The following is an 18,991-nucleotide window of genomic DNA, read 5'->3' as shown; positions in this document are numbered from 1 at the left end:
CCGTCAGCGCCCCGGCCCGCCCGCGCGCCGCCGCACGTAGACGGTCTTCTCCACCTCCGCGCAGACGGTCCCCTGCCCGTCCACGAGCTCGACCCTGTAGACCCGGTCCACCGAGCGCTCCGTCTCGAGCGCGCCCCGGATCGCGTCGGTCTCCTCGACCGGCAGCCTGAACGTCGCGCGCAGCGTCGACCGTCCCGGCCGGAGGAAGCGGATCGTGGCCGCCTTGTCCCAGACGACGTGGCCCGCGCCCAGGCAGCGGATGAGCATCAGCATGTAGACGGGGTCGACCGCCCCGTACATCGACCCCCCGAAGATCGTCCCCACGTAGTTGCGCGTCCGGCGCGAGAGCGGGAGCTCCACCCGCACCTCCCGCCAGTCGTGCGCGATGAACGCCACCCGCGCGCCCGTCCCGCGGTAGGCGGGGAAGAGGTTGAAGCCGTACCGCTGCAGGCGCGTGCGGAGGGACTCGGGCATGGACGGAGTTTGACCGCGCGCCGGCCCGCCGCAACACTCCAGGCGTGAACACCGCCCCGCCTCCGGGCGCGCCGGGCCTCGAGGTCGGAGGCGTCCTCTCGTCGCCGGTGGAGCGGCGGCGGGGTGGCTCGCGGCCCTGGCGCGCGAGCGCGGAGCCGTCGATCGGGTCGCGTCACGAGCCGTGCGATGGCGCCGCGAGCCGGGGTCACGACGACCGAGCAGCGGAGGAGTCTGACCGGCGCGGCCAGCCAGCGTGCGCCGCCGTCGCGATCGAATCGATGGGCCGCCGCCTCGGGGGGCGACGATTGACTCCCGCCTGCGCCGGGCGTATCGTCACCATCATGAGAATGAATCTCATTATCGGTGAGGGCCGCTCGAGCTCTCCCGCCCGCGCCCTGCTCCGCGAGGCGCAGCGGGAGGGCGCCGCCACGGCCGTGTCCGCCGGGCAAGGGGGTCGGTCCCCGCGGCCGAATGCGTCGCGCCGCATCTGGGAGGTGGATCCGGCGGACCTCGCCCTCGCCACCGGCGTGCTCCTCCGCCGGGAGGACGTGGAGCACGTCCTCGAGCGGATCGACCACCGAGAGCACCAGGGAGACCGAGAGGACGCGCTGCGCGTGCGCCTGCTCGTGGGATGCACCGTGCCCTGCGCCCTCGCGGAGGCGGTCGAGCACCTCCTCGAGGGCCGGACGCAGGACGTCGAGGCCAGCCTCGCGCGCTGCCCGATGATGCAGATCGCCGAGTGGTGGTCGCGAGAGCGCGATCACCTGAGCGGCGAGGAGCTCGCCGCGCTCCTGTGGCGCCTCGCGTGCGATCCGCGGCCGCAGCTGGAGCCGCTTTTGTCCCGCGTCGGCGGACACCTTCGCCTCCGCGCGCTGCAGCTCCTGCGCGAGGAGCCGGGATCCCGCAGCCGATCGGGCGAGGCGCGCGTCCCCGCCCTGCCGTGGCGGGGCGCCACGCCGACCTCGACGCGACCGCCTCCCGTCGACCCGCCCCCGGCCCAGGCCGGATGAGGGAGAGTGGGCGCCACGAGCGGTCGGAACCCGTCGCGCCGCACGCCGGGCGGGCGACGCGCCCCCTCGTGCCGCTGCCGGGGCCGTCCGGTGTCCATCGGAGCGCGGGATCGCGGACGAGGTGAAGCCGTCGTCCCCCGCGCCCTCAACGGTACAATCCGGTCCGCTCGACGTACTCCCGCACGCTCCTCGCCACGAGGCCGGACACGTCCTCGCCGCGCGCGATCCGCTCGCGGACGAGCGTGGACGAGATGGCCGGCAGCGTCGGCGCGCCTGCGACCGGCGGGTAGCCCTCGCGCCCGACGACCACGACGCGGGCGAGCTCCTGGACGCGGTCCCAGCGGTACCACTTGTCCGTGTCCGGCAGGATGTCCGCGCCGACGACCAGCGTGAAGCGGTGGTCGGGGTGCTTCGCCTGGAGGTGCTCGAGCGTGCGCGCGGTCTTCCCGACGAGGGGATCGGCCGCGAGCTCGGCCTCGGCGGTGCACACGCCCACGCCGCGGATCGCGCGCGCGGCGAGCTCGCACATGCGGACGCGGTCATCGAACGGCGCGAGCGCCTTGCCGAAGGGGTGGCGGAACGCGGGGAGGAGCCAGACCTCCGAGACGTCCTGCGTCGCGAGCGCCCAGTAGGCGGCCATGAGGTGCGCGACGTGGGGCGGGTTGAACGAGCCGCCGAGGATCGCGACCGCCCTGCCCTCGCCCGCGCGCGCCCGCGCCCCGCCCGGCGGCCGCCGCGCCATCACTTCACCGACATCCGGCCCTGCGCCGCCGGGGCGCAGCGCTCCGTGCGCAGCTCCGCGCCGTCCGCCGAGTAGACCGTGAGGACGACCTCGCGATCGCTGAGCTCGACCAGGCCGAACGTGGGAGGCGCGTCCGCGGGGGCCTCGCCGCGCAGGTGCCCCGGGGTCACGAAGCAGCGCGGGCCGATCTGCACGATCGCGGCGCGCGCGCTGTTCCCGTGGAAGAACATCGAGGCGTTCGCGATGTCGTCGCGGGAGAGGTCCGCCTTGTCGTGCACGAGGCAGCAGATGCGGCCCTCGACGAGGTCGACGTGCGTCGTGGGCGCCTCGCCGCTCGCCGCCTCCGGGCAGGCGCGGCTCGCGACGCGCACGATGCGCGCGGCGAGCGGGTCGGGCGTCCCGCGGCGGCGCCGGGCGAGGACGCCGTCCACGTCGGAGTGGCGCCCGCCGAGGAAGAACACCTGATCGGCGTCGGCGCGCTCGAAGCGCTCGAAGGCGCGGAGGAGCGCGTCGAGGTTTCCGTGCGTGTCGCTCGCGAGCCCGATCCTCAAGTCACCCTCCTCGCCCGTCCCTCCGTCCCGGCAGCGGAGCCTACCTCAGCCCGCGTAGCGGAGGTAGGCCGCGCGGCGGCGCGCGAACGCCCGCTCCTCGGGGGCGTACGCGCGCGCGAGCTCCGCGACGGTGGCGCCCGCCTCGAGGCCCTCGCGCTCGCGCGCGGACCCGCAGAGCAGGTCGAACGCGGGCACGTCGGCGACGAACTCGTAGGGCTCGGTGCGCCAGGCGAACCGCGCCGGGTCCTGCGCCCGCGCGTGGAGCACGCAGGCGAGCCCGGCCCGGAACGCCTGGAAGCGCGCCGCGTCGGTCACGAACAGCTCGACGCCGTGGCAGCGGACCCCCGCGTGCTTGTCCCAGGTCGGGACGAAGCTCGCCGGCCTGAAGCGGACGCCGGGGAGGCGCTCGCGCGCGAGGTCCTCGGCGAGCCGGTGCGCGTCGAGCCACGGCGCGCCGAACAGCTCGAACGGACGGGTGGTGCCGCGCGCCTCGGAGAGGTTCGTGCCCTCGAGGAGGCACATCCCGGGGTAGACGAGCGCGGTCTCCGGCGTCGGCATGTTCGGCGACGGGAACACCCACGGCAGTCCGGTCTCGCGGAACCCCACGCCGCGCCGCCAACCCTCGCAGGCGACGATCTCGAGATCGAGGTCGAGCTTCCGCTCGGCGCGGAACAGGAGCGCCAGCTCGCCGATCGTCATGCCGTGGCGCGGCGCGAGATCGTGCAGGCCGCAGAAGCTCTCGAAGCCCGGGGCGAGCCGCGGCCCTTCGACGAGGACGCCGCCGATCGGGTTGGGGCGGTCGAGGACGACGAACGGCACGCGCGCGTCGGCCGCCGCCTCCATGCAGAGCATCATGGTCGCCTGGTACGTGTAGTAGCGGGCGCCCACGTCCTGGATGTCGAACACGAGCGCGTCGAGCCCCTCGAGCGCCTCCGGCGAGGGCTTGAGCGAGCTCGTCGTCTCGCCGTAGAGCGAGTGGACCGCCACCCCCGTGCGCGCGTCGCGCTCGCCGCCCACGGCCGCCATGTACTGCGCGTCGCCGCGGACGCCGTGCTCGGGCCCGAACAGGGCGGCGAGCTCGACGCCCGGCGCGCCGTGGAGGAGGTCCGCGGCGTGGACGAGCTCGGCCGTGACCGCGGTGGGGTTGCACACGAGCCCGACGCGCCGGCCCCGGAGCTGCCGGAACCGGCTGCGCGCGAGCACGTCGAGGCCGGAGCGGACCCGCGCGTCGCCCCCGCGAGCGGGCCGGGCGGCGGCGCGGCGCGGCGCGGCGGCGGTGCGGCGGGGCGGGGCGGAGCGGCGGGGCATCGGTCGAGCTCCTCGGCGAGGCGCGTACTTCTACCGCGCTTCGGGCGGGCCGTCAGGTGCCCGTGGCGCGCGGCTCGTGGACCTCGACGGCGTCCACCACGTCCGCGAGCGGCGCGCGCGGCTCGCGCCCCTCGCGCGCCTCGCGCAGGAGGGCGATCCCCCCGAGCGCGAACATCGGGAGGAGATGGGCGGCGTGGTAGAGGAGCGCGAAGGCGAGCGCCGGGGCGGCGCCGACACCGAGCCCGGCGACGACGAGCGCGGCGGCCGCCTCGAACGGGCCCGCGTTGCCGGGCGAGAGCGAGATCACGTTCGCCGCCGTGGTCGCCACGACGAGGAGCCCCGCGACCTGGAGCGTGGTCGGGAGCCCGACGGCGGCGAGCGAGAACCAGGCGACGAGGAGCTCCGCCCCCCAGCCGGCGATCCCCCACAGGAACGACTTGGCGAGCGCGCTCGGCTCGTGCGCGGCGCCGAGGCCGGCGCGGAGCCGCGCCCAGACCCCGGCGAGGCCGCGGCCCGAGGCGTCGTGGCCGGCGCGCGGCCGCGCGAGCCACACCGCCGCGAGCCCGGCGCCGCCGACGAACGCGAACGCGAGCAGGGCGTCGCGAGCCCAGGCCGGCAGCGGCGTGGCGAGGGCGAGCCCCGCGATGAGCGGGACGAGCGTCGCCGTCCCCACGACGTAGTCGAGGAGCGCCGCGGCGAGGACGGAGGTGGTGGAGAGACCGGTCCGGCGGGCGAGGAGGTGGGCGCGGACGAAGTCTCCCGCGCGCGCCGGCACGGCCACCCCGACCGCGTAGCCCGCGACGAGCGGCGCGAACGCGTCGCGCGCCCGGACGCGCACGCCGGGCGGCCGGACGACCGCTGCCCAGCGGCCCGCGTGCAGCCACTGCGAGACGACGTTCGCGGCCATCGCGAGGAGGAGCGCCTCGGGCCTCGCCGAGGCGAGCGTCTCGACGAGCTCGGAGAGGTCGACGTTCGCGAGGGCGACCCCCGCGAACGCCGCGACCAGCAGGAGCCCGACGAGCCGCAGGATCGGCCTCCGGCCGAGGTTGCCCTCGGGCGGGACGGCCAGGCGACGGAGGCGCTGCCAGAGGGCGGACACGGCGCGACAGACTAACCGCGGACCCGTCCGAGCGAAAGCCTGCGCGCGCGGCCGCAGGATCAACCGCGAACGCCGATGGACCGGTACACCCCGAGCACCTCGCGTGCCACCGACGGCCAGGCGAAGCGCTGGGCCGTGAGCCGGCCCCGGTCGCCGTACGCGGCGCCGCGCGCCGGCTCGCGCGCCAGGCGGAGGAGCGCCCGCGCCCACGCCGCCTCGTCCGCAGCGGGCAGGATCTCCCCCTCGCGGCCGTGCTGGACGATCTCCCCGTACCCGTCGACGTCCGAGGCGAGCACGGGCTTGCCAGCCGCCATCGCCTCGAGGAGCGTCACGCCGGCGCTGGGCGCCTGCGAGGGCGCGCAGAAGACGTCGGCCGTCGCGTACCAGTCCGGCCGCTCGCCGTGGACGCGCCCGGCGAACACCACGTCCTCCTCGAGCTCGCGCGGGACGCGCGCGCGGGCGCGGGAGAGCCCAGGCCCGTCGCCCACCACGATGAGCCGCGCGTCGATCTGCTTCCACGCGCGGTGGAACGCGCCGATCATCCGATCGAGCCCGTTCCGCGCCTCGACGCGGCCGAGCCAGAGCACGTTGAGCTTGCCGTCGTCGTAGCGCCGCAGCCGCCGCCCGCGCGAGAACCGGTCGAAGTCCACGCCGTGCGGGATCATCCGCACGTCGGTGCCGAGGCGGTCGCCGTAGGGCGCGAGCGCGGCGCGGGAGACCGCGATGGACGCGTCGAGCCGGTCGGCGTAGCGCTGCAGCGCGCCGCGCGCGAGCCGGAACAGGAGGCCGGGGCGCGCGCCCGGGTGGAACGTGCCGACGACCGGCCCCGTCGCGTGGTGGATGGCGAGGAGCGGCAGGACCGGCGACAGCGGCGCGTGCACGTGGACGACGTCGAACCGCTCGCGCGCGAGGATGTCCCGCAGGGCGGCGCCGACCCCCGTCCCACCGGTCACCCGCCCGACGGCGCCGCGGTGGACGAGCGGCCGGCTCGCGCCGACCCGCAGCACGTCCGCGGACTCCGCGTCGAGCGACGGCGGCGCGCCCTTGGCGGCGTCGGGCATGACGCTCGTGACGATCTTGACGCTGTGCCCGAGGCGCCGCGCCTCGCGGGCGAAGTTCTCGACGTGCTCGGGGATGCCGCCGAGGCTCGGGTAGTACTCCTCGGTCACGACGCCGATGCGCACGCTGCCGGCTCCGCGGGGCGGGCCGCCTCAGCGCGTCAGCGCCTGGCGGCGGGGCTGGAAGGGAATGACCCGCGCCTCGCGGGGCGGCATCGGGCTCACGCGCCGGCCGAGCGGCGCGCGCCGGAAGGCGAGCGGCGCGAGCGCCAGGGCGGCCGAGAGCCACGCCGCCGCCGTCAACCACAGCATGGCGAGGGCCGCCGCCGCGGATCGGACGAACAGCACCATCCGGCGCTCTGCCCGATGCGGCGCCGCGGGGAGAGTGGCCAGGCGCAGATGACCTCGTGAGACCGACGGACCGGAGTGCGGCACGGATGGACTTCCTCCCGACGCCAAACGTAGACACCCGCTCTCGTGCCGGCCAACCGGCCCCGGCGGTGGGCCCGCCCGGTCCTCTGGCGTTCACCCTCGGAACTTTGCTAGGACGCGCGGATGTCCGAGCGGACCCTCCGCACCCGGGTGCCCGTCACCGCCGCCATCGCCGCGGCCGCGCACCTCACCGTCGACGCGCTCGCGAGCCGGCTCCCTTGGACGACGCCCCCTTACCTGCTCCTCGACCACGTGGCGGGGCCGTTCCGGGACCTCGTCGCGCTCGACCGCGGCACCATCGCCATTGCGGTGTCCATCGCCGCGTCCGGCGTCAACGGCCTCATGACCGCCACGCTCGCGGCCGCGCTCGACGGCACCGGCCGGCGGGTGCGCAACCTCGGGCTGCTCCTCTCGGGGCTGTGGGTGCTTTCGGGCGGGCTGCTCGCGCTCATCTACCTGTCGGCGCCCCTCGCCCTCCTCGTCGGCAGCCTCGCCGCGGGGGTCCCGCGATCCTTCCTGGTCGCCTGGATCGCCGAGCGCATGCGGACCTGAGCGGCCGCCGTCTCTTTCGAGACGCGCCGGCCCCGAAGGCGAGGCCGGGCCTCGCCCGCGCCGTCACCGCCGCGAGGGCAAGAGCGGCCTCAGGGTGCGCGCGGGCCGGGTCGCGGCGCGCGCCTTCTCGTCGGCGCGCGCGGCCTCGGCGCTCCGCCCGGTCCGCTCGTAGAACCGCGCGAGGCGGGTCCATCCAGCCGCCCGGCCGGGCGCGCTGCGCGCCGCGGCGACGAGCTCCGCCTCGGCCTCGGCGAGGCGCCCGGCGGCCTCGTAGGCGTCCGCGAGCTGCGCCCGGATCGCGCCGTCCCCGGGGCGGGCGGCGCGGGCCCGCTCGAGCTCGGCGATGGCGTCGCCGGCCCGCCCGAGCCGCGAGAGCGCGAGCGCGCGGCGCAGGCGGAGGTCGGCGTCCTCCCCGAGCATGAGCGCGCGTCCGTAGGCGGCCTGGGCCGCCTCGTCGTCGCCGGTCAGCTCCGCGAGGCGGGCGCTCGCGAGATCCCAGCGGGCGTCGACGGTGCGGCGCCGGACGCCGGCGAGCACCTCCCGCGCCCGGTCGAGCTCACGGCCGTCCGCGACGAGCAGCTCGGCGAGCTCGATCCGGACGTCGTCGCGGGCGGGCGCCGCCGCGAGCGCCTCCTCGAGCCGGAGCCGCGCCTTCGCGGGCTCGCCCGCCGCGCGCAGGGCGAGGGCCTCGGCGAGGAGCGCCTCCGAGCCGGGGACCGGCGCCGCGGGAGGCACCGCCCGCGGGGCGAGCGGCGCGGTCGGGAGGGGCGGCGCGGAGGCGCACGCGGCGAGCACGGCGCCGAGCGCGAGGAAGGGGGCGAGGGGCAGGCGCTTCACGCCGCCATATAACCACGGGGCGGCGCCCGTAATCCGGCCTGTGGCGCAGCGGCGCGGGAAGGGGTAAGTGGAGCGGCGTCCGATGACCGACCGCACGCAACGGGAGCTCGGCTGGCCCGAGATCCTCTCCGCCATCGCCGCGCGCTGCAGGCTGCCCGCCGGCCGGGCCCGCGCCCTCGACCTCCCCTTCCAGCCGACCGCCGACGCCGCGCGCGAGGCGCTCCTGCGGGTGGGAGAGGCGCGGCGCCTGTCGGAGCTCGGGCTCGCGCTGCCGCTCGGCGGAGTCGGCGACGTCGCCGGGCACCTCGAGCGGGCGAGCAAGGGGGGCGTCCTCGAGCCGCTGGCGCTGCGGGAGTGCGCCGCGCTCGCCCGCGCCGCCGCGCGGACGCGCGGGCTCCTCGAGGCGCGCGCGGCGGAGACCCCGCGCCTGTGGGCGATCGCGGAGCCGCTCTCGCCGTCGGCCGCGCTCGCGGACCGCGTCGAGCGCGCCATCGAGCCGTCGGGCGCGATCTCCGACCGGGCCAGCCCCGAGCTCGCCCAGGCCCGGGAGCGGGCGCGTGGCCTGCACCGCGCGCTCAAGGTCCACGTGGAGGCGCTCCTCGCCGACGCCGAGATGCAGCGCCACCTGCGCGACACCTACTTCACCATCCGCAACGAGCGCTACGTCCTGCCGGTGCTCGCGAGCGCGCGCTCCGCCGTCCCCGGCATCGTCCACAACGCCTCCCAGTCGGGCCAGACGCTCTTCGTCGAGCCGGACTCCATGGTCGAGCTCGGCAACGAGCTGTCGATCGCGAACGCCGTCGCGGCGGAGGAGGAGCAGCGCATCCTCCGCGAGCTCACCCAGGCGCTCATGGCCGGCTCGGGCGCGCTCGCGCGCGACCTCGAGCTCCTCGCCGCGCTCGACGTGCTCGAGGGCTCGGCGCTGCTCGCCTCCGACCTCGACGCGCACGCCCCCGAGGTGCTCGCGCCCGGCGCGGGGTTCGAGCTCCTCTCGCTGCGCCACCCGCTCCTCGTCCTGCAGGGCAAGAAGGTGGTGGCGAGCCACGTGCGGCTCGACCCGCCCGCCCGCGCCCTCATCGTGTCGGGCCCGAACGGCGGCGGGAAGACCGTCGCCATCACAGCGGTCGGCCTGTCCGCGCTCATGCTCCGCGCGGGCCTGCCGGTCGCCTCCGCCGCCGGCTCGCGGCTCCCCTTCTTCCTCGAGGTGAAGGCGGCCGTCGACGAGCGCGGGGATCTCACGAAGGACCTGTCCACCTTCACCGCGCACCTCGCCGCGGTGAAGGAGATGCTCGCCGGGGCGGTCCCGGGGTCGCTCGTCCTGGTGGACGAGATCGCCGCCGACACCGACCCGCGCGAGGGCGCGGCGCTCGCCGCGGCGATCCTGGAGTCGCTCGTCGAGCGCGGCGCGGCCGTGCTCGTCACCACGCACCTCGACGAGCTCAAGGCGCTCGCGCTCACCGACACGCACTACGCCAACGCGCGCGTCGGGTTCGACGCGGAGCGGCTCGCCCCCACCTACCAGCTCCACCTCGGCAGCCCGGGGAGCTCGTCCGCGATCGAGGTCGCCGCGCGGGTGGGGCTGCCCGGGCCCGTCGTGGAGCGGGCCCGCGCGGCGCTGACCGGCCAGGGCGGCGCGCTCGGCCAGGCGCTCCGCGCGCTCGACGACGAGCGGGCGCGGCTCGCCGAGGAGCGGCGCGCGTCCGAGCAGGCCCGCGCCGCGGCGCAGGCGGCCGAGGAGCGCGCCCGCGCCGCCGAGGAGGCCGCGCGGCGGGCCGAGCGCGAGGCGGCGGCGCGCATGGGCGAGGCGCTCGTGGACGAGCTCGAGGCCGCGCGCGCGGAGGTGGCGGAGCTGCTCGCGGGCCTCCAGGCCGCGCCCACGGTGAGGGCCGCGACCGACGCCTCGCGCCAGCTCGACGCCTGGCGCGCCACCGTCCAGCAGGCGGCGCAGGCGACGAAGGCGCGCGCCGAGGCGGGCGCGGAGGCGCTGCCCGGCGGCGAGGTGAAGCCGGGCGTGCGCGTCCGCATCGTCTCGCTCGGGCAGGAGGGCGAGGTCGTGGAGGTGGAGGGGAAGGACGCGCTCGTGCGGGCGGGGCCGCTCAAGGTCCGCCGGCCCGTCTCGGACCTCGTGGCGCTCGTGGGGAAGGCGAAGGACGCGGCGAGGCTCGGCCGCTCGCGCGCGGAGAAGCTCGCGGCGGCGGCCGAGGCGCGCCCCGACGCGCCGCGTGGCCTCGAGCGCCGCCTCGACGTGCGCGGGCTGCGGGTGGAGGAGCTCCTCCGCGAGGTGGAGCGCTTCCTCGATCGCGTCTACTCGGCCGGCGAGGCCGAGTGCCTCGTGCTCCACGGCCACGGCACCGGCGCGCTCAAGCAGGCGCTCCGCGATCACCTCTCCGCGTCGCCCTACGTTGGCGCGTTTCGCCCGGGCGACCGCCACGAGGGCGGCGACGCAGTGACCGTCGTCAGCCTCCGGCGCTGACGCCGCCGAACCCCCCGATCCGCGAGGCCGCGCGCCGGCGCCGTCGAGCCCGTGAGCTCGCGGCCGCCGTCCCCCTCCTTCGGCCAGGGGAGGCGCGCCGCGATTTCGCTCTCAGTGTTGTCCACCCATGCGGGCGCAATTCCTGCCGGCCGCGCCAATTTTTCTGCGTTCGAGGGCTGGCCCGGTGTGGTAGAGAGGAAGCACCCGTCCGAGCCTGCGCTCCCTTTTTCGTTCAGGGGCCCGGACACACCGCCGAACACATTGATTTTCGGAGGCACTGCATGAAGGCTTTGAAGAAGCTCATCGCTGCAGCCCTCACCCTTGCGCTGCCGCTCGCGGCTCTCGCGCAGGCGCCTGCTGCAGAGCAGAAGCCCGCCGAGCAGACGCCGGCGGCGCAGCCCGCGACCCCGCCGACCGCGCCTCCGGCCAAGCCGCCCGCCGCGAAGGACGAGGTGAAGGTCACGCCCTACGGCTTCATCCAGCTGAGCGCGTACGCGAACGCGAACACGTTCGCGGCGAAGGACTACCCGGCCCAGGTCGCGCGCACGCAGGCGGGCGGCTCGTACCTCATGAGCGCTCGCTACTCGCGGTTCGGCGTGCGCCTCGCGCTCGACGACGAGAACTGGACCGGCGCGAAGCTCGGCGGAACGATCGAGTTCGACTTCAAGGCCGGCCACCTCGCGACCACGTCGACCACCTGGTACAACGGCGTGATGCGCCTCCGGCTCGCCAGCATGACGGCGACCTGGAAGCAGCCGGTCGGTACCTTCACGATCCTCGCCGGGCAGGACTACGGCATCGTGACGCCGCTGTTCGCGACCTCCATCACGCACACCGCCGACCCGATCTTCTGGCAGGCCGGCAACGCCTGGCGCCGCGCTCCTCAGATCCGCGCGTCCTGGGCCGGCACGCCCGAGATGCTGGGCCTGAACGTCGCGGCCGCGGTCCTCTCCCCGCAGACGAACGACGCCGCGCCGGTGTTCACGCCGGCCAGCGCCGACTACGGCTCCGGCAACGCCTCGCGCTTCCCCAGCCTCGAGGGCCGCGTCGGCGTCAACGCGAAGCTCGATCCGGTCACGGTCGCCGCGGGCGTCGGGTACCTGTACGGCAAGCGCCGCGTGAGCGACGTCACCGGCGGGACGGGCGCCACGAAGGACCTCGACGGCACGCTCCTCGGCGTCGACGTCAACGTGACCTCGCAGTGGCTCGACGTGAAGGGCGAGTGGTTCACGAACGACGGCGCGGGCGACACGTACAACCTGATCGCCGCCGGCGCGGGCGCGGTCGCGACGGGGACTCCCCCGGTCGCGACGGCCGCTCCCGACACGGTCGAGTCGGACGGCTTCTGGGCGCAGGCGGTCCTGAAGCCCATCCCCGAGGTCTGGCTCGTCGGCGGCTACGGCCGCGAGAAGACGGACGCGGGCAGCCGTAGGTCCGCCGGCCAGACCGCGGCCTCGGTCCGCCGTGAGAACGAGCAGATCCACGCCGCGGTGATCTTCAACGCCGGCAAGCACTGGAAGTTCGGCGTCGAGGGCGTCCGCACGACGACCACCTACGCCGACGGCCTCGATCAGGACGGCTGGCAGACCGCCGTGTCGTCGCAGTTCGTGTTCTAGGAAGCCGAAAGTACAGGGGGCGCCCGCGGTGTTGAATGCCGCGGGCGCCTTCGCACGTCCATAGGATCCCTTCTCGCAAGGAGCGGCACATGAAGAAGATGCTCGCCCCGGCCCTCGCGGCGCTCAGCCTCGCGCTCCCTGGTGCCGGACACGCGCAGGTGAAGATCGGATTCATCAACTCCATCACCGGCCCCGAGGCCCCCATCGGCGAGAACCTCACGAACGGCGTCGACATGGCCGTCGAGGACCTCAAGAAGAAGGGCGTCAACGTCCAGCTCATCAAGCAGGACGACACCGGCAAGCCGCAGGTGTCGATGAGCGCGATGGAGCAGCTCGCGACGGGCGACGAGGTCGCGGCGGTCGTCGGGCCCTACACCTCGGCCACGGCGAACGCGGTCGCGAAGCTCGCGAACCAGTACAAGGTGCCCCAGGTCGTCCCGGCCGCCGCGAAGGAGGAGATCACCAAGCAGGGGTACGACTTCGTCTTCCGGCTCAACGCCCCGGCCCACCAGTACGCGCAGTCGCTCATCGACGCCGCGAGCGAGCTCGGCAAGCCCAAGACGATCGCCTTCATCTACGAGTCGACGGACTTCGGCACGTCCGTCGCCGCCGCCGGCAAGGACTTCGCGCAGAAGAAGGGCCTCAAGATCGTCGCGGACGAGGCCTACCAGAAGGGCGCGCCCGACTACCGCTCCACGCTCACCAAGATCAAGGCCCAGAGCCCGGACCTCGTCTTCATGGTGTCCTACGTCGCGGACGCGATCCTGCTCATGCGGCAGTCGCGCGAGGTGGGGCTGAAGCCGCAGGCCTTCCTGGGCGGCGGCGCGGGCTTCGACACCGCGCAGTTCGAGAGCGAGAAGGACATCTCGAACCTCGTCTTCTCGGTGACGCAGTGGACGCCGGAGAGCTCCCCGGCCGCGCAGGAGTTCGCGGACCGTTACCTCAAGAAGTACGGGAAGAAGCCGACCTACCACGCGGCCTGCGCCTACGCCTCCATGACGATCGTGGGTGAGGTCGCGCAGCAGGCGGGCGGCGACCGCAAGAAGATCCAGGAGGCGCTCAAGGCCGGCAAGTGGAACGGCATCATGGGCAGCGTGGACTTCCGGGATTACGAGGGGTTCACGAACCAGAACGAGCTCGTCATGCCGGTCGTCCAGTACCAGGGCGGCAAGTCGGTGACGGTCTTCCCGAAGCAGCTCGCGAAGAAGAAGGCCGTCTACCCGTTCCCGGGCTGGAAGTGATGGGAGCGCCGCGTCACGCGGCGTGACCTTGGTACCTGGGGGCGGCGGGCCGGACACAGGCCCGCCGCCCCGTTCGTTTCGGGGGCGCGCGCCGGTCGCCCCCCGGTCGGCCGCCGATCGCCCTTTTTTCGCGCCCTGCGCGCTGACAGGCGTTGAAGTCGGCTCGACTGTTTGGTTACGCTCCCCGGCCCCTCTCGTTCTTCGCTCACCCTCGACCGGAGCCGCGGAGCCAGCCGAATGAACGTGTTCTTGCAGTCGGTGATCAGCGGGATCCTCGTGGGCGGCGTCTACGCGCTCATCGGGATCGGGCTGACGATCATCTTCGGCGTCATGCGCGTCATCAACTTCGCGCACGGCGACCTGCTCATGCTGGGGATGTACGCGACCTGGCTCGTCTTCTCGCGGCTCGGGATCGATCCCTTCGTCTCGGTGGCCATCACCGGACCGCTCCTGTTCCTGTGGGGAGCGTTCCTCCAGAAGACCCTCATCAACCGGGTGCTCAACGCGCTCCCGCAGAACCAGATCCTGCTCACGATCGGGCTCGGCCTCATCATGTCGAACTCGATCATGCTGATGTTCACCTCCGACTACCGGATCCTCACGACGACCTACTCGTCGTCGAGCTTCTCGCTCGGCGGGATCTCGATCTCGGAGCCGCTGCTCGTCGCGTTCCTCATCACGGCGGTGATCACCGCGGCGCTCTACTGGTTCCTCCTGAGGACCGACACCGGCCAGGCGATCCGCGCGACCGCCCAGGACCGCGACGCGGCGCAGCTCATGGGCATCAACGTGCAGGCGATGTCGGTGCTCGCGTTCGGCATCGGCTCCGCGCTCGCCGGGGTGGCGGGCGCGCTCATCTCGCCGACCTACTACATCTTCCCGCAGGTCGGCAGCACCTTCACGCTGAAGGCCTTCGTCATCGTGGTGCTCGGAGGGATGGGCAGCGTCATCGGCGCGACGCTCGGCGGCCTCATCATCGGGGTCACCGAGTCGCTCTCGGCGGTCTACATCGCCTCCGGCCTGAAGGAGCTCGTCGTGTTCGTGCTCTTCCTCGGGCTCCTCCTCTTCAAGCCGTCCGGCCTCCTCGGGAAGACCCGGGCCTAAGGGTGCACTCCATGGATCGGCGTCCCCTCCTCTCCCGAGCCCCCCGCGGCTTCTCCGTCCTCGGGCTCGTCCTCTTCGTGGCGGCGATCGCGGCGCTCGCGGCGTTCCCGAGCTTCGTGAAGAAGCCGTACGTCCTGCACATGGGGGTCGTGCTGTTCCTGGCGATCATCCAGGGCCAGGCCTGGAACGTCATCGGCGGCTACGCCGGCCAGTACTCCGTCGGCCACGCCGCGTTCTTCGGCATCGGCGCGTACGTCACGATGATGCTGCTCGAGCTCAACAAGACCGCCCCGTGGGTCGGGATCTGGGCGGCGATCGCGGCGGCGGTGCTCCTCTCGCTCGTCATCGGCAGCATCACCTTCCGGCTGCGCGGACCCTACTTCGTGCTCGCCTCGATCTCGGTCACCGAGATCATCCGGCTCGCCGCCCTGCACTTCAAGGACTTCACCCGCGGCGCGGAGGGGTTCCTCGTCACCGAGATCCCGACGCTCAAGATCGGCGCGACCGAGATCGAGTTCTTCACGAAGCGCCCGTTCTACTTCGCGGCGCTCGGGCTCGCGGTCGTCACCATCATCGCGAACTGGGCCGTGCAGCACTCGAAGCTCGGCTACTACTTCCAGGCGATCCGCGAGGACCAGGACGCCGCCCATTCGCTCGGCATCAACCCCGCCTTCTACAAGAACGTCGCGCTCGCGATCTCCGCCGCGTTCACCGCCGCGGCCGGCGGCTTCTACGCGATGTTCGTGAAGTTCATCGACCCGAACACGGTGTTCGGGCTGGACGTGTCGGTGCAGTTCGTCCTCATCTGCATCATCGGCGGCATCGGGACGATCCTCGGCCCGGTGATCGGGGCGATGGTGCTCGTGCCGCTCTCGGAGATCCTCCGCAACCCCAAGGGGCTCGTGCAGCTCGGGATCGTCTCGTCCGACTCGGGGTTCGTGCGGTTCATCGAGGCGAACCTCTCGAACGCGCACATGCTCGTGTACGGCATCCTGGTGGTGGTGGTGATCCTGTTCGCGCCCGAGGGCGTGCTGGGCGTCATCCGCCGCCTCGCGACCCGGCTGCGCCGCCGCACGCCGTCGCGCGGGCGGACGGAACCGGCGGCGACGGCCTGAGGGAGGCGACCATGGCGATCCTCGACATCGAGCACGTCTCCAAGTTCTTCGGGGGCCTCGCGGCCAACTCCGACGTCTCCTTCTCCATGGAGCAGGGGATGATCATGGGCCTCATCGGCCCGAACGGCGCGGGCAAGACCACCCTCTTCAACTGCATCACCGGCTACTACCCGCCCTCGAAGGGCGAGGTGACCTTCAAGGGCACGCGGCTCAACGGGCTCCAGCCGGATCAGGTCTGCAGGCTCGGCATGGTGCGGACGTGGCAGAAGGTCCGCCCGCTCGCGAAGCTCTCCGTGGTGGACAACGTGATGGTGGGCGCGCTCGCTCGCACCTCGAGCCTCAGGGTCGCGCGCGAGCTCGCGATGGAGCAGCTCAAGGTCGTCCGACTGGACCACAAGCCCGACTTCCTGGCGGGCGGGCTCCCCATCGGCGAGCGCAAGAAGCTGGAGGTGGCCCGCGCCCTCGCCACGAAGCCCGAGCTCCTGCTCCTCGACGAGGTGATGGGCGGCCTCAACCCCGCCGAGTCGGAGGAGATCATCCAGCTCATCCTCGAGCTCAAGAAGCGGGGCCTCACGCAGATGGTCATCGAGCACGACATGAAGGCCATCATGCGGATCTCCGACCGGATCGTGGTCCTCAACTCCGGCGAGAAGCTCGCCGAGGGCGGCCCGCGCGAGATCGCCGACAACCCCGACGTCATCGCCGCCTACCTGGGCGAGCGGGTCGAGTGACGGGAGACGACATGCTCCAGATCCGCAAGCTCAACTTCGCCTACGGCGACCTGCAGGTCCTCTGGGACGTCGACCTCGAGGTGAAGCAGGGGGAGATCGTCACCGTCGTCGGCGCGAACGGCGCCGGCAAGTCCACGATCCTGAGGAACGTCTCGCGGCTCGTCCGCCCCACCTCGGGGTCGATCACGTTCGAGGGCACGGAGCTCTCGCGCGTCCCCTCCCACAAGGTCGTGGAGATGGGGATCGTCCAGGTCCCGGAGGCGCGCCGCATCTTCCCGGAGATGACCGTCACCGAGAACCTCCGCATGGGCTCGTTCGTGAAGTCCACGCGCAAGGACCGCGAGCGCAACATGGAGCGGGTGTTCTCGCTCTTCCCCCGCCTCGCCGAGCGCAAGGGCCAGCTCGGCGGCACCATGTCCGGCGGCGAGCAGCAGATGCTCGCCATCGGGCGCGGCCTCATGGGGAACCCGCGGGTCATGCTCCTCGACGAGCCCTCGCTCGGGCTCTCGCCGCTGCTCGTGCGGAACATCTTCGAGATCATCAAGGAGATCAACCGCCAGGGAACGACCATCCTGCTCGTGGAGCAGAACGTGTTCCAGTCGCTGCGCATCTCCCATCGGGCCTACGTGCTCGAGACGGGCCGGGTGGTACTCTCCGGCCCGGGCGCCGAGCTGCTCGACAACGCGCACGTGAAGAAGGCCTTCCTGGGGATCTGATCATGGCGGACACGAAGCTCACCGTCGGCGACTGGATGACGCGGAACCCGATCACCATCGGGGACGACGCGTCGATCGTGGAGGCGATCCACCTCCTCCGCGAGCGGAACATCCGGCGGCTGCCGGTGATGAAGGGCGACAGGATCGTCGGCCTGGTGACGGAGAAGATGCTCCTCGGCTACATGCCGGCGAAGGCGACGAGCCTCGACCAGTGGGAGCTGCAGTACCTGCTCTCGAAGACGCCCGTCACCGCCGCCATGAACCCGAAGCCGCACACCGTGAAGCCGGAGACCCCCATCTCCGAGGCGGCGAAGCTCCTCCACGACCGCAAGCTGAACGGCGTCATCGTGGCCGGGACGCGCGGCGAGCTCGTGGGCATCCTCACCACGACGAACGCGCTCGAGGCGCTGATTCATTTTTCTAGATAGACGGGGGCTGCGCCCCCGCCCCAGCAGCGAAGCTGCTGGGGCCCCACCCCTGCTCGGCGGGGCCCGTGAACGGTCGCGCCCGCTTCGCGGGTTCGCGCCCGTTCCCCGCCGGAGGGGCTTCGCCCCTCCCGCGCTTTGCGCGGGGCCCTCCCCCGGCGTCGGCCGCCCGTGCGCTTCCCACGCAGACGGGCTCCGGCACCGGCCCCGCCGACGGTCGCGCGGGATCCTTAGCCCCTCAGCGCAAAAACATCTTCCCCGCGGCGAACAGGCCCACGGCGATGGCGAACGCTCGCATCCCGGCGGGCGGGAGCCGCTGCGCGAGCAGCGCGCCGATCCATCCCCCCGCCAGCGACGCGACCGCCATGATGGCCGCGACGCGCAGGTCCACCTTGCCGCTCATGGCGAAGAGGATCGCCGCGACGCCGTTCGTGAGCAGCGCGAGCAGCACCTTGAGGGCGTTCGCGTGCTGCATCGAAGACGGCACGAGGATGCCCATCGCCGCGAGCATCAGGATCCCGATGCCCGCGCCGAAGTAGCCCCCGTAGATGGAGATGAGGAGCTGGATGACCCAGTGCGCGAGGGGATGGTTGCCGACGGCGTGGCCGCCGACGAAGGTCTTGATCGGCCCCTGCAGCGCGAGGAGCGCGCAGGCGAACAGGATGAGCCAGGGGACGATCGCCGCGAACGCCGACTCCGGGAGCGCGAGGAGCAGCACCGAGCCGATCGCGCCGCCGAGCAGCGCGGGCACGCCGAGGGTGAGCGCGCGCCGTCGCTCCTCGCCGATGTGCCGGCGATAAGCCCAGACGGAGGAGAACTGGCCGGGCCAGAGCGCGACGGTGCTCGTGGCGTTCGCGCCGACGGGGCCGAGCCCGGCCGTGAGCAGCGCCGGGAAGGTGAGGAGGGTCCCGCCGCCCGCGACCGCGTTGATGAGGCCGGCGGCGGCGGACGACGCGGTCACGAGCAGCCCGTTGGCGAGCGTCACCGTTCGTGATTAGCACGGCGCGCCCCGGCGGCGCAGCCCCCGCCGGGCGATTGCCGGGCCCGGCGCGCGGCGGCAGATCCCGGCCGGAGGTCCCGATGCACGCGACCCTCGACCGAGCCGAGATCATCCACTTCGCGGGCTGGAGCCGGCGCTCGCCTGCGCTGCGCGAAGGCGCGCCGGCCCTCGTCGGCCACGGGGAGGCCGGGGAGCGCTGCGGCTGGGAGCCGTTCTTCCGCGCGCTGACGGCGAAGGGCCTCGCGGTCGCGTTCGATCCGGGGACGCCCGGGGAGCCGCGCTTCGTCCCGCGGGCGGAGGCGGAGCCGCACCTCGGCTCCGCTCGAAGGACTCCCGTCGCGGAGGCCCGACGGTTCCTCTCGGCCCTTCGTGGAGCGCCTCCCGCCGCGAGGTAGCCCGCCGCAGCCGTTTACCTTCCGCGCCGGCCGCCGCGCGGACCGCCCTTGCCACCCTTGCCGCCGCCGCTCGGGCCCCTCCCGCCCTTCCCGCCCCTCCCGCCCTGCGGCC

20 protein-coding genes are annotated in these 18,991 nt (G+C 73.7%); 11 read left to right on the top strand and 9 right to left on the bottom strand.

All coding sequences use genetic code 11. The features are described from left to right. Positions 1–3: 3 nt before the first annotated feature. On the bottom strand, positions 4–474 hold the full coding sequence (locus MLV88_RS21710; RefSeq protein ID WP_242372214.1) for a DUF4442 domain-containing protein: 471 nt from the start codon (positions 472–474) through the stop codon (positions 4–6). Positions 475–815: 341 nt separating this feature from the next. On the opposite strand from MLV88_RS21710, the gene MLV88_RS21705 reads away from it, so the two are divergent. Then, positions 816–1,484 carry a hypothetical protein gene (locus MLV88_RS21705; protein WP_243338679.1) on the top strand — a complete coding sequence of 223 codons (669 nt, stop codon included), beginning with the start codon at positions 816–818 and terminating at the stop codon, positions 1,482–1,484. Between the two features lie 145 nt (positions 1,485–1,629). Here the strand turns inward: MLV88_RS21705 and nadD are convergent, their stop codons facing one another. From nadD to MLV88_RS21675, 6 genes are read right to left on the bottom strand one after another with little or no spacing between them, the layout of a single operon-like run. Continuing rightward, on the bottom strand, positions 1,630–2,226 hold the full coding sequence (gene nadD, locus MLV88_RS21700) for a nicotinate (nicotinamide) nucleotide adenylyltransferase (RefSeq protein WP_242372216.1): 597 nt from the start codon (positions 2,224–2,226) through the stop codon (positions 1,630–1,632). Next, entirely contained in the window at positions 2,226–2,777 is a 552-nt protein-coding gene (locus tag MLV88_RS21695) for a metallophosphoesterase family protein (RefSeq protein WP_242340874.1), read from the bottom strand. The genes nadD and MLV88_RS21695 overlap by 1 nt, the downstream gene beginning before the upstream one ends. A 45-nt stretch (positions 2,778–2,822) precedes the next feature. Next, complete coding sequence (locus MLV88_RS21690) at positions 2,823–4,085, bottom strand: exo-beta-N-acetylmuramidase NamZ family protein (RefSeq protein WP_243338678.1); 1,263 nt, start codon at positions 4,083–4,085, stop codon at positions 2,823–2,825. Between the two features lie 52 nt (positions 4,086–4,137). Beyond that, positions 4,138–5,184, bottom strand: a complete 1,047-nt coding sequence (locus tag MLV88_RS21685; RefSeq protein WP_242341534.1) for a lysylphosphatidylglycerol synthase transmembrane domain-containing protein — start codon at positions 5,182–5,184, stop codon at positions 4,138–4,140. Positions 5,185–5,243: 59 nt separating this feature from the next. After that, complete coding sequence (locus tag MLV88_RS24730; RefSeq protein ID WP_242341533.1) at positions 5,244–6,368, bottom strand: glycosyltransferase family 4 protein; 1,125 nt, start codon at positions 6,366–6,368, stop codon at positions 5,244–5,246. Between the two features lie 27 nt (positions 6,369–6,395). Then, the gene (locus MLV88_RS21675) at positions 6,396–6,593 is read right to left on the bottom strand and encodes a hypothetical protein (RefSeq protein WP_242373119.1); all 198 of its coding nucleotides are present in this window, start codon (positions 6,591–6,593) and stop codon (positions 6,396–6,398) included. A 204-nt stretch (positions 6,594–6,797) separates the two neighbouring features. Between MLV88_RS21675 and MLV88_RS21670 the strand changes: the two genes are divergently transcribed. Beyond that, complete coding sequence (locus MLV88_RS21670) at positions 6,798–7,226, top strand: hypothetical protein (protein ID WP_242373121.1); 429 nt, start codon at positions 6,798–6,800, stop codon at positions 7,224–7,226. 63 nt (positions 7,227–7,289) lie between these two features. Here the strand turns inward: MLV88_RS21670 and MLV88_RS21665 are convergent, their stop codons facing one another. Beyond that, positions 7,290–8,063 carry a tetratricopeptide repeat protein gene (locus MLV88_RS21665; protein ID WP_243338677.1) on the bottom strand — a complete coding sequence of 258 codons (774 nt, stop codon included), beginning with the start codon at positions 8,061–8,063 and terminating at the stop codon, positions 7,290–7,292. 82 nt (positions 8,064–8,145) lie between these two features. Here MLV88_RS21665 and MLV88_RS21660 point away from each other — a divergent pair, with 82 nt between their 5' ends. The 8 genes from MLV88_RS21660 to MLV88_RS21625 all read left to right on the top strand — a co-directional run bounded on the left by MLV88_RS21660 (position 8,146) and on the right by MLV88_RS21625 (position 17,487). Continuing rightward, entirely contained in the window at positions 8,146–10,536 is a 2,391-nt protein-coding gene (locus MLV88_RS21660) for an endonuclease MutS2 (RefSeq protein WP_243338671.1), read from the top strand. Positions 10,537–10,817: 281 nt separating this feature from the next. Then, positions 10,818–12,152, top strand: a complete 1,335-nt coding sequence (locus tag MLV88_RS21655; protein ID WP_242341226.1) for a hypothetical protein — start codon at positions 10,818–10,820, stop codon at positions 12,150–12,152. Between the two features lie 89 nt (positions 12,153–12,241). Beyond that, on the top strand, positions 12,242–13,393 hold the full coding sequence (locus tag MLV88_RS21650; RefSeq protein WP_242341225.1) for an ABC transporter substrate-binding protein: 1,152 nt from the start codon (positions 12,242–12,244) through the stop codon (positions 13,391–13,393). Positions 13,394–13,630: 237 nt separating this feature from the next. After that, complete coding sequence (locus MLV88_RS21645; protein ID WP_242341224.1) at positions 13,631–14,497, top strand: branched-chain amino acid ABC transporter permease; 867 nt, start codon at positions 13,631–13,633, stop codon at positions 14,495–14,497. Between the two features lie 11 nt (positions 14,498–14,508). Beyond that, positions 14,509–15,612 carry a branched-chain amino acid ABC transporter permease gene (locus MLV88_RS21640; RefSeq protein ID WP_242341223.1) on the top strand — a complete coding sequence of 368 codons (1,104 nt, stop codon included), beginning with the start codon at positions 14,509–14,511 and terminating at the stop codon, positions 15,610–15,612. Between the two features lie 11 nt (positions 15,613–15,623). Further along, entirely contained in the window at positions 15,624–16,343 is a 720-nt protein-coding gene (locus MLV88_RS21635; RefSeq protein WP_242341222.1) for an ABC transporter ATP-binding protein, read from the top strand. An 11-nt stretch (positions 16,344–16,354) separates the two neighbouring features. Next, on the top strand, positions 16,355–17,059 hold the full coding sequence (locus MLV88_RS21630) for an ABC transporter ATP-binding protein (RefSeq protein ID WP_242341221.1): 705 nt from the start codon (positions 16,355–16,357) through the stop codon (positions 17,057–17,059). Positions 17,060–17,061: 2 nt separating this feature from the next. Then, positions 17,062–17,487 (top strand): CBS domain-containing protein, encoded by a 426-nt coding sequence (locus MLV88_RS21625; protein ID WP_242341220.1) that lies wholly within the window; start codon positions 17,062–17,064, stop codon positions 17,485–17,487. 235 nt (positions 17,488–17,722) lie between these two features. Here MLV88_RS21625 and MLV88_RS21620 read toward each other — a convergent pair whose 3' ends face one another. After that, a complete protein-coding gene (locus tag MLV88_RS21620) occupies positions 17,723–18,469 on the bottom strand; it encodes a sulfite exporter TauE/SafE family protein (protein ID WP_242341219.1) in 747 nt (248 codons plus the stop codon). A 95-nt stretch (positions 18,470–18,564) separates the two neighbouring features. Here MLV88_RS21620 and MLV88_RS21615 point away from each other — a divergent pair, with 95 nt between their 5' ends. After that, the gene (locus MLV88_RS21615; protein WP_242372634.1) at positions 18,565–18,879 is read left to right on the top strand and encodes a hypothetical protein; all 315 of its coding nucleotides are present in this window, start codon (positions 18,565–18,567) and stop codon (positions 18,877–18,879) included. Positions 18,880–18,991 lie beyond the last annotated feature (112 nt).

The organism is Anaeromyxobacter soli (genome assembly GCF_022808855.1).
GTDB lineage: Bacteria > Myxococcota > Myxococcia > Myxococcales > Anaeromyxobacteraceae > Anaeromyxobacter > Anaeromyxobacter soli.
Note: the sequence above shows the minus strand (reverse complement) of the source record. Positions and strands in the feature narration are given on the sequence as shown.

Coding starts and splice junctions, on each gene's coding strand:
- MLV88_RS21645 (WP_242341224.1), top strand. CDS start 13,631: ATGAACGTGTTCTTGCAGTCGGTGATCAGCGGGATCCTCGTGGGCGGC.
- MLV88_RS21625 (WP_242341220.1), top strand. CDS start 17,062: ATGGCGGACACGAAGCTCACCGTCGGCGACTGGATGACGCGGAACCCG.
- MLV88_RS21635 (WP_242341222.1), top strand. CDS start 15,624: ATGGCGATCCTCGACATCGAGCACGTCTCCAAGTTCTTCGGGGGCCTC.
- MLV88_RS21675 (WP_242373119.1), bottom strand. CDS start 6,593: ATGGTGCTGTTCGTCCGATCCGCGGCGGCGGCCCTCGCCATGCTGTGG.
- MLV88_RS21640 (WP_242341223.1), top strand. CDS start 14,509: ATGGATCGGCGTCCCCTCCTCTCCCGAGCCCCCCGCGGCTTCTCCGTC.
- MLV88_RS21690 (WP_243338678.1), bottom strand. CDS start 4,085: ATGCCCCGCCGCTCCGCCCCGCCCCGCCGCACCGCCGCCGCGCCGCGC.
- MLV88_RS21615 (WP_242372634.1), top strand. CDS start 18,565: ATGCACGCGACCCTCGACCGAGCCGAGATCATCCACTTCGCGGGCTGG.
- MLV88_RS21630 (WP_242341221.1), top strand. CDS start 16,355: ATGCTCCAGATCCGCAAGCTCAACTTCGCCTACGGCGACCTGCAGGTC.
- MLV88_RS21655 (WP_242341226.1), top strand. CDS start 10,818: ATGAAGGCTTTGAAGAAGCTCATCGCTGCAGCCCTCACCCTTGCGCTG.
- MLV88_RS21650 (WP_242341225.1), top strand. CDS start 12,242: ATGAAGAAGATGCTCGCCCCGGCCCTCGCGGCGCTCAGCCTCGCGCTC.
- nadD (WP_242372216.1), bottom strand. CDS start 2,226: ATGGCGCGGCGGCCGCCGGGCGGGGCGCGGGCGCGCGCGGGCGAGGGC.
- MLV88_RS21705 (WP_243338679.1), top strand. CDS start 816: ATGAGAATGAATCTCATTATCGGTGAGGGCCGCTCGAGCTCTCCCGCC.
- MLV88_RS21710 (WP_242372214.1), bottom strand. CDS start 474: ATGCCCGAGTCCCTCCGCACGCGCCTGCAGCGGTACGGCTTCAACCTC.
- MLV88_RS21670 (WP_242373121.1), top strand. CDS start 6,798: ATGTCCGAGCGGACCCTCCGCACCCGGGTGCCCGTCACCGCCGCCATC.
- MLV88_RS21660 (WP_243338671.1), top strand. CDS start 8,146: ATGACCGACCGCACGCAACGGGAGCTCGGCTGGCCCGAGATCCTCTCC.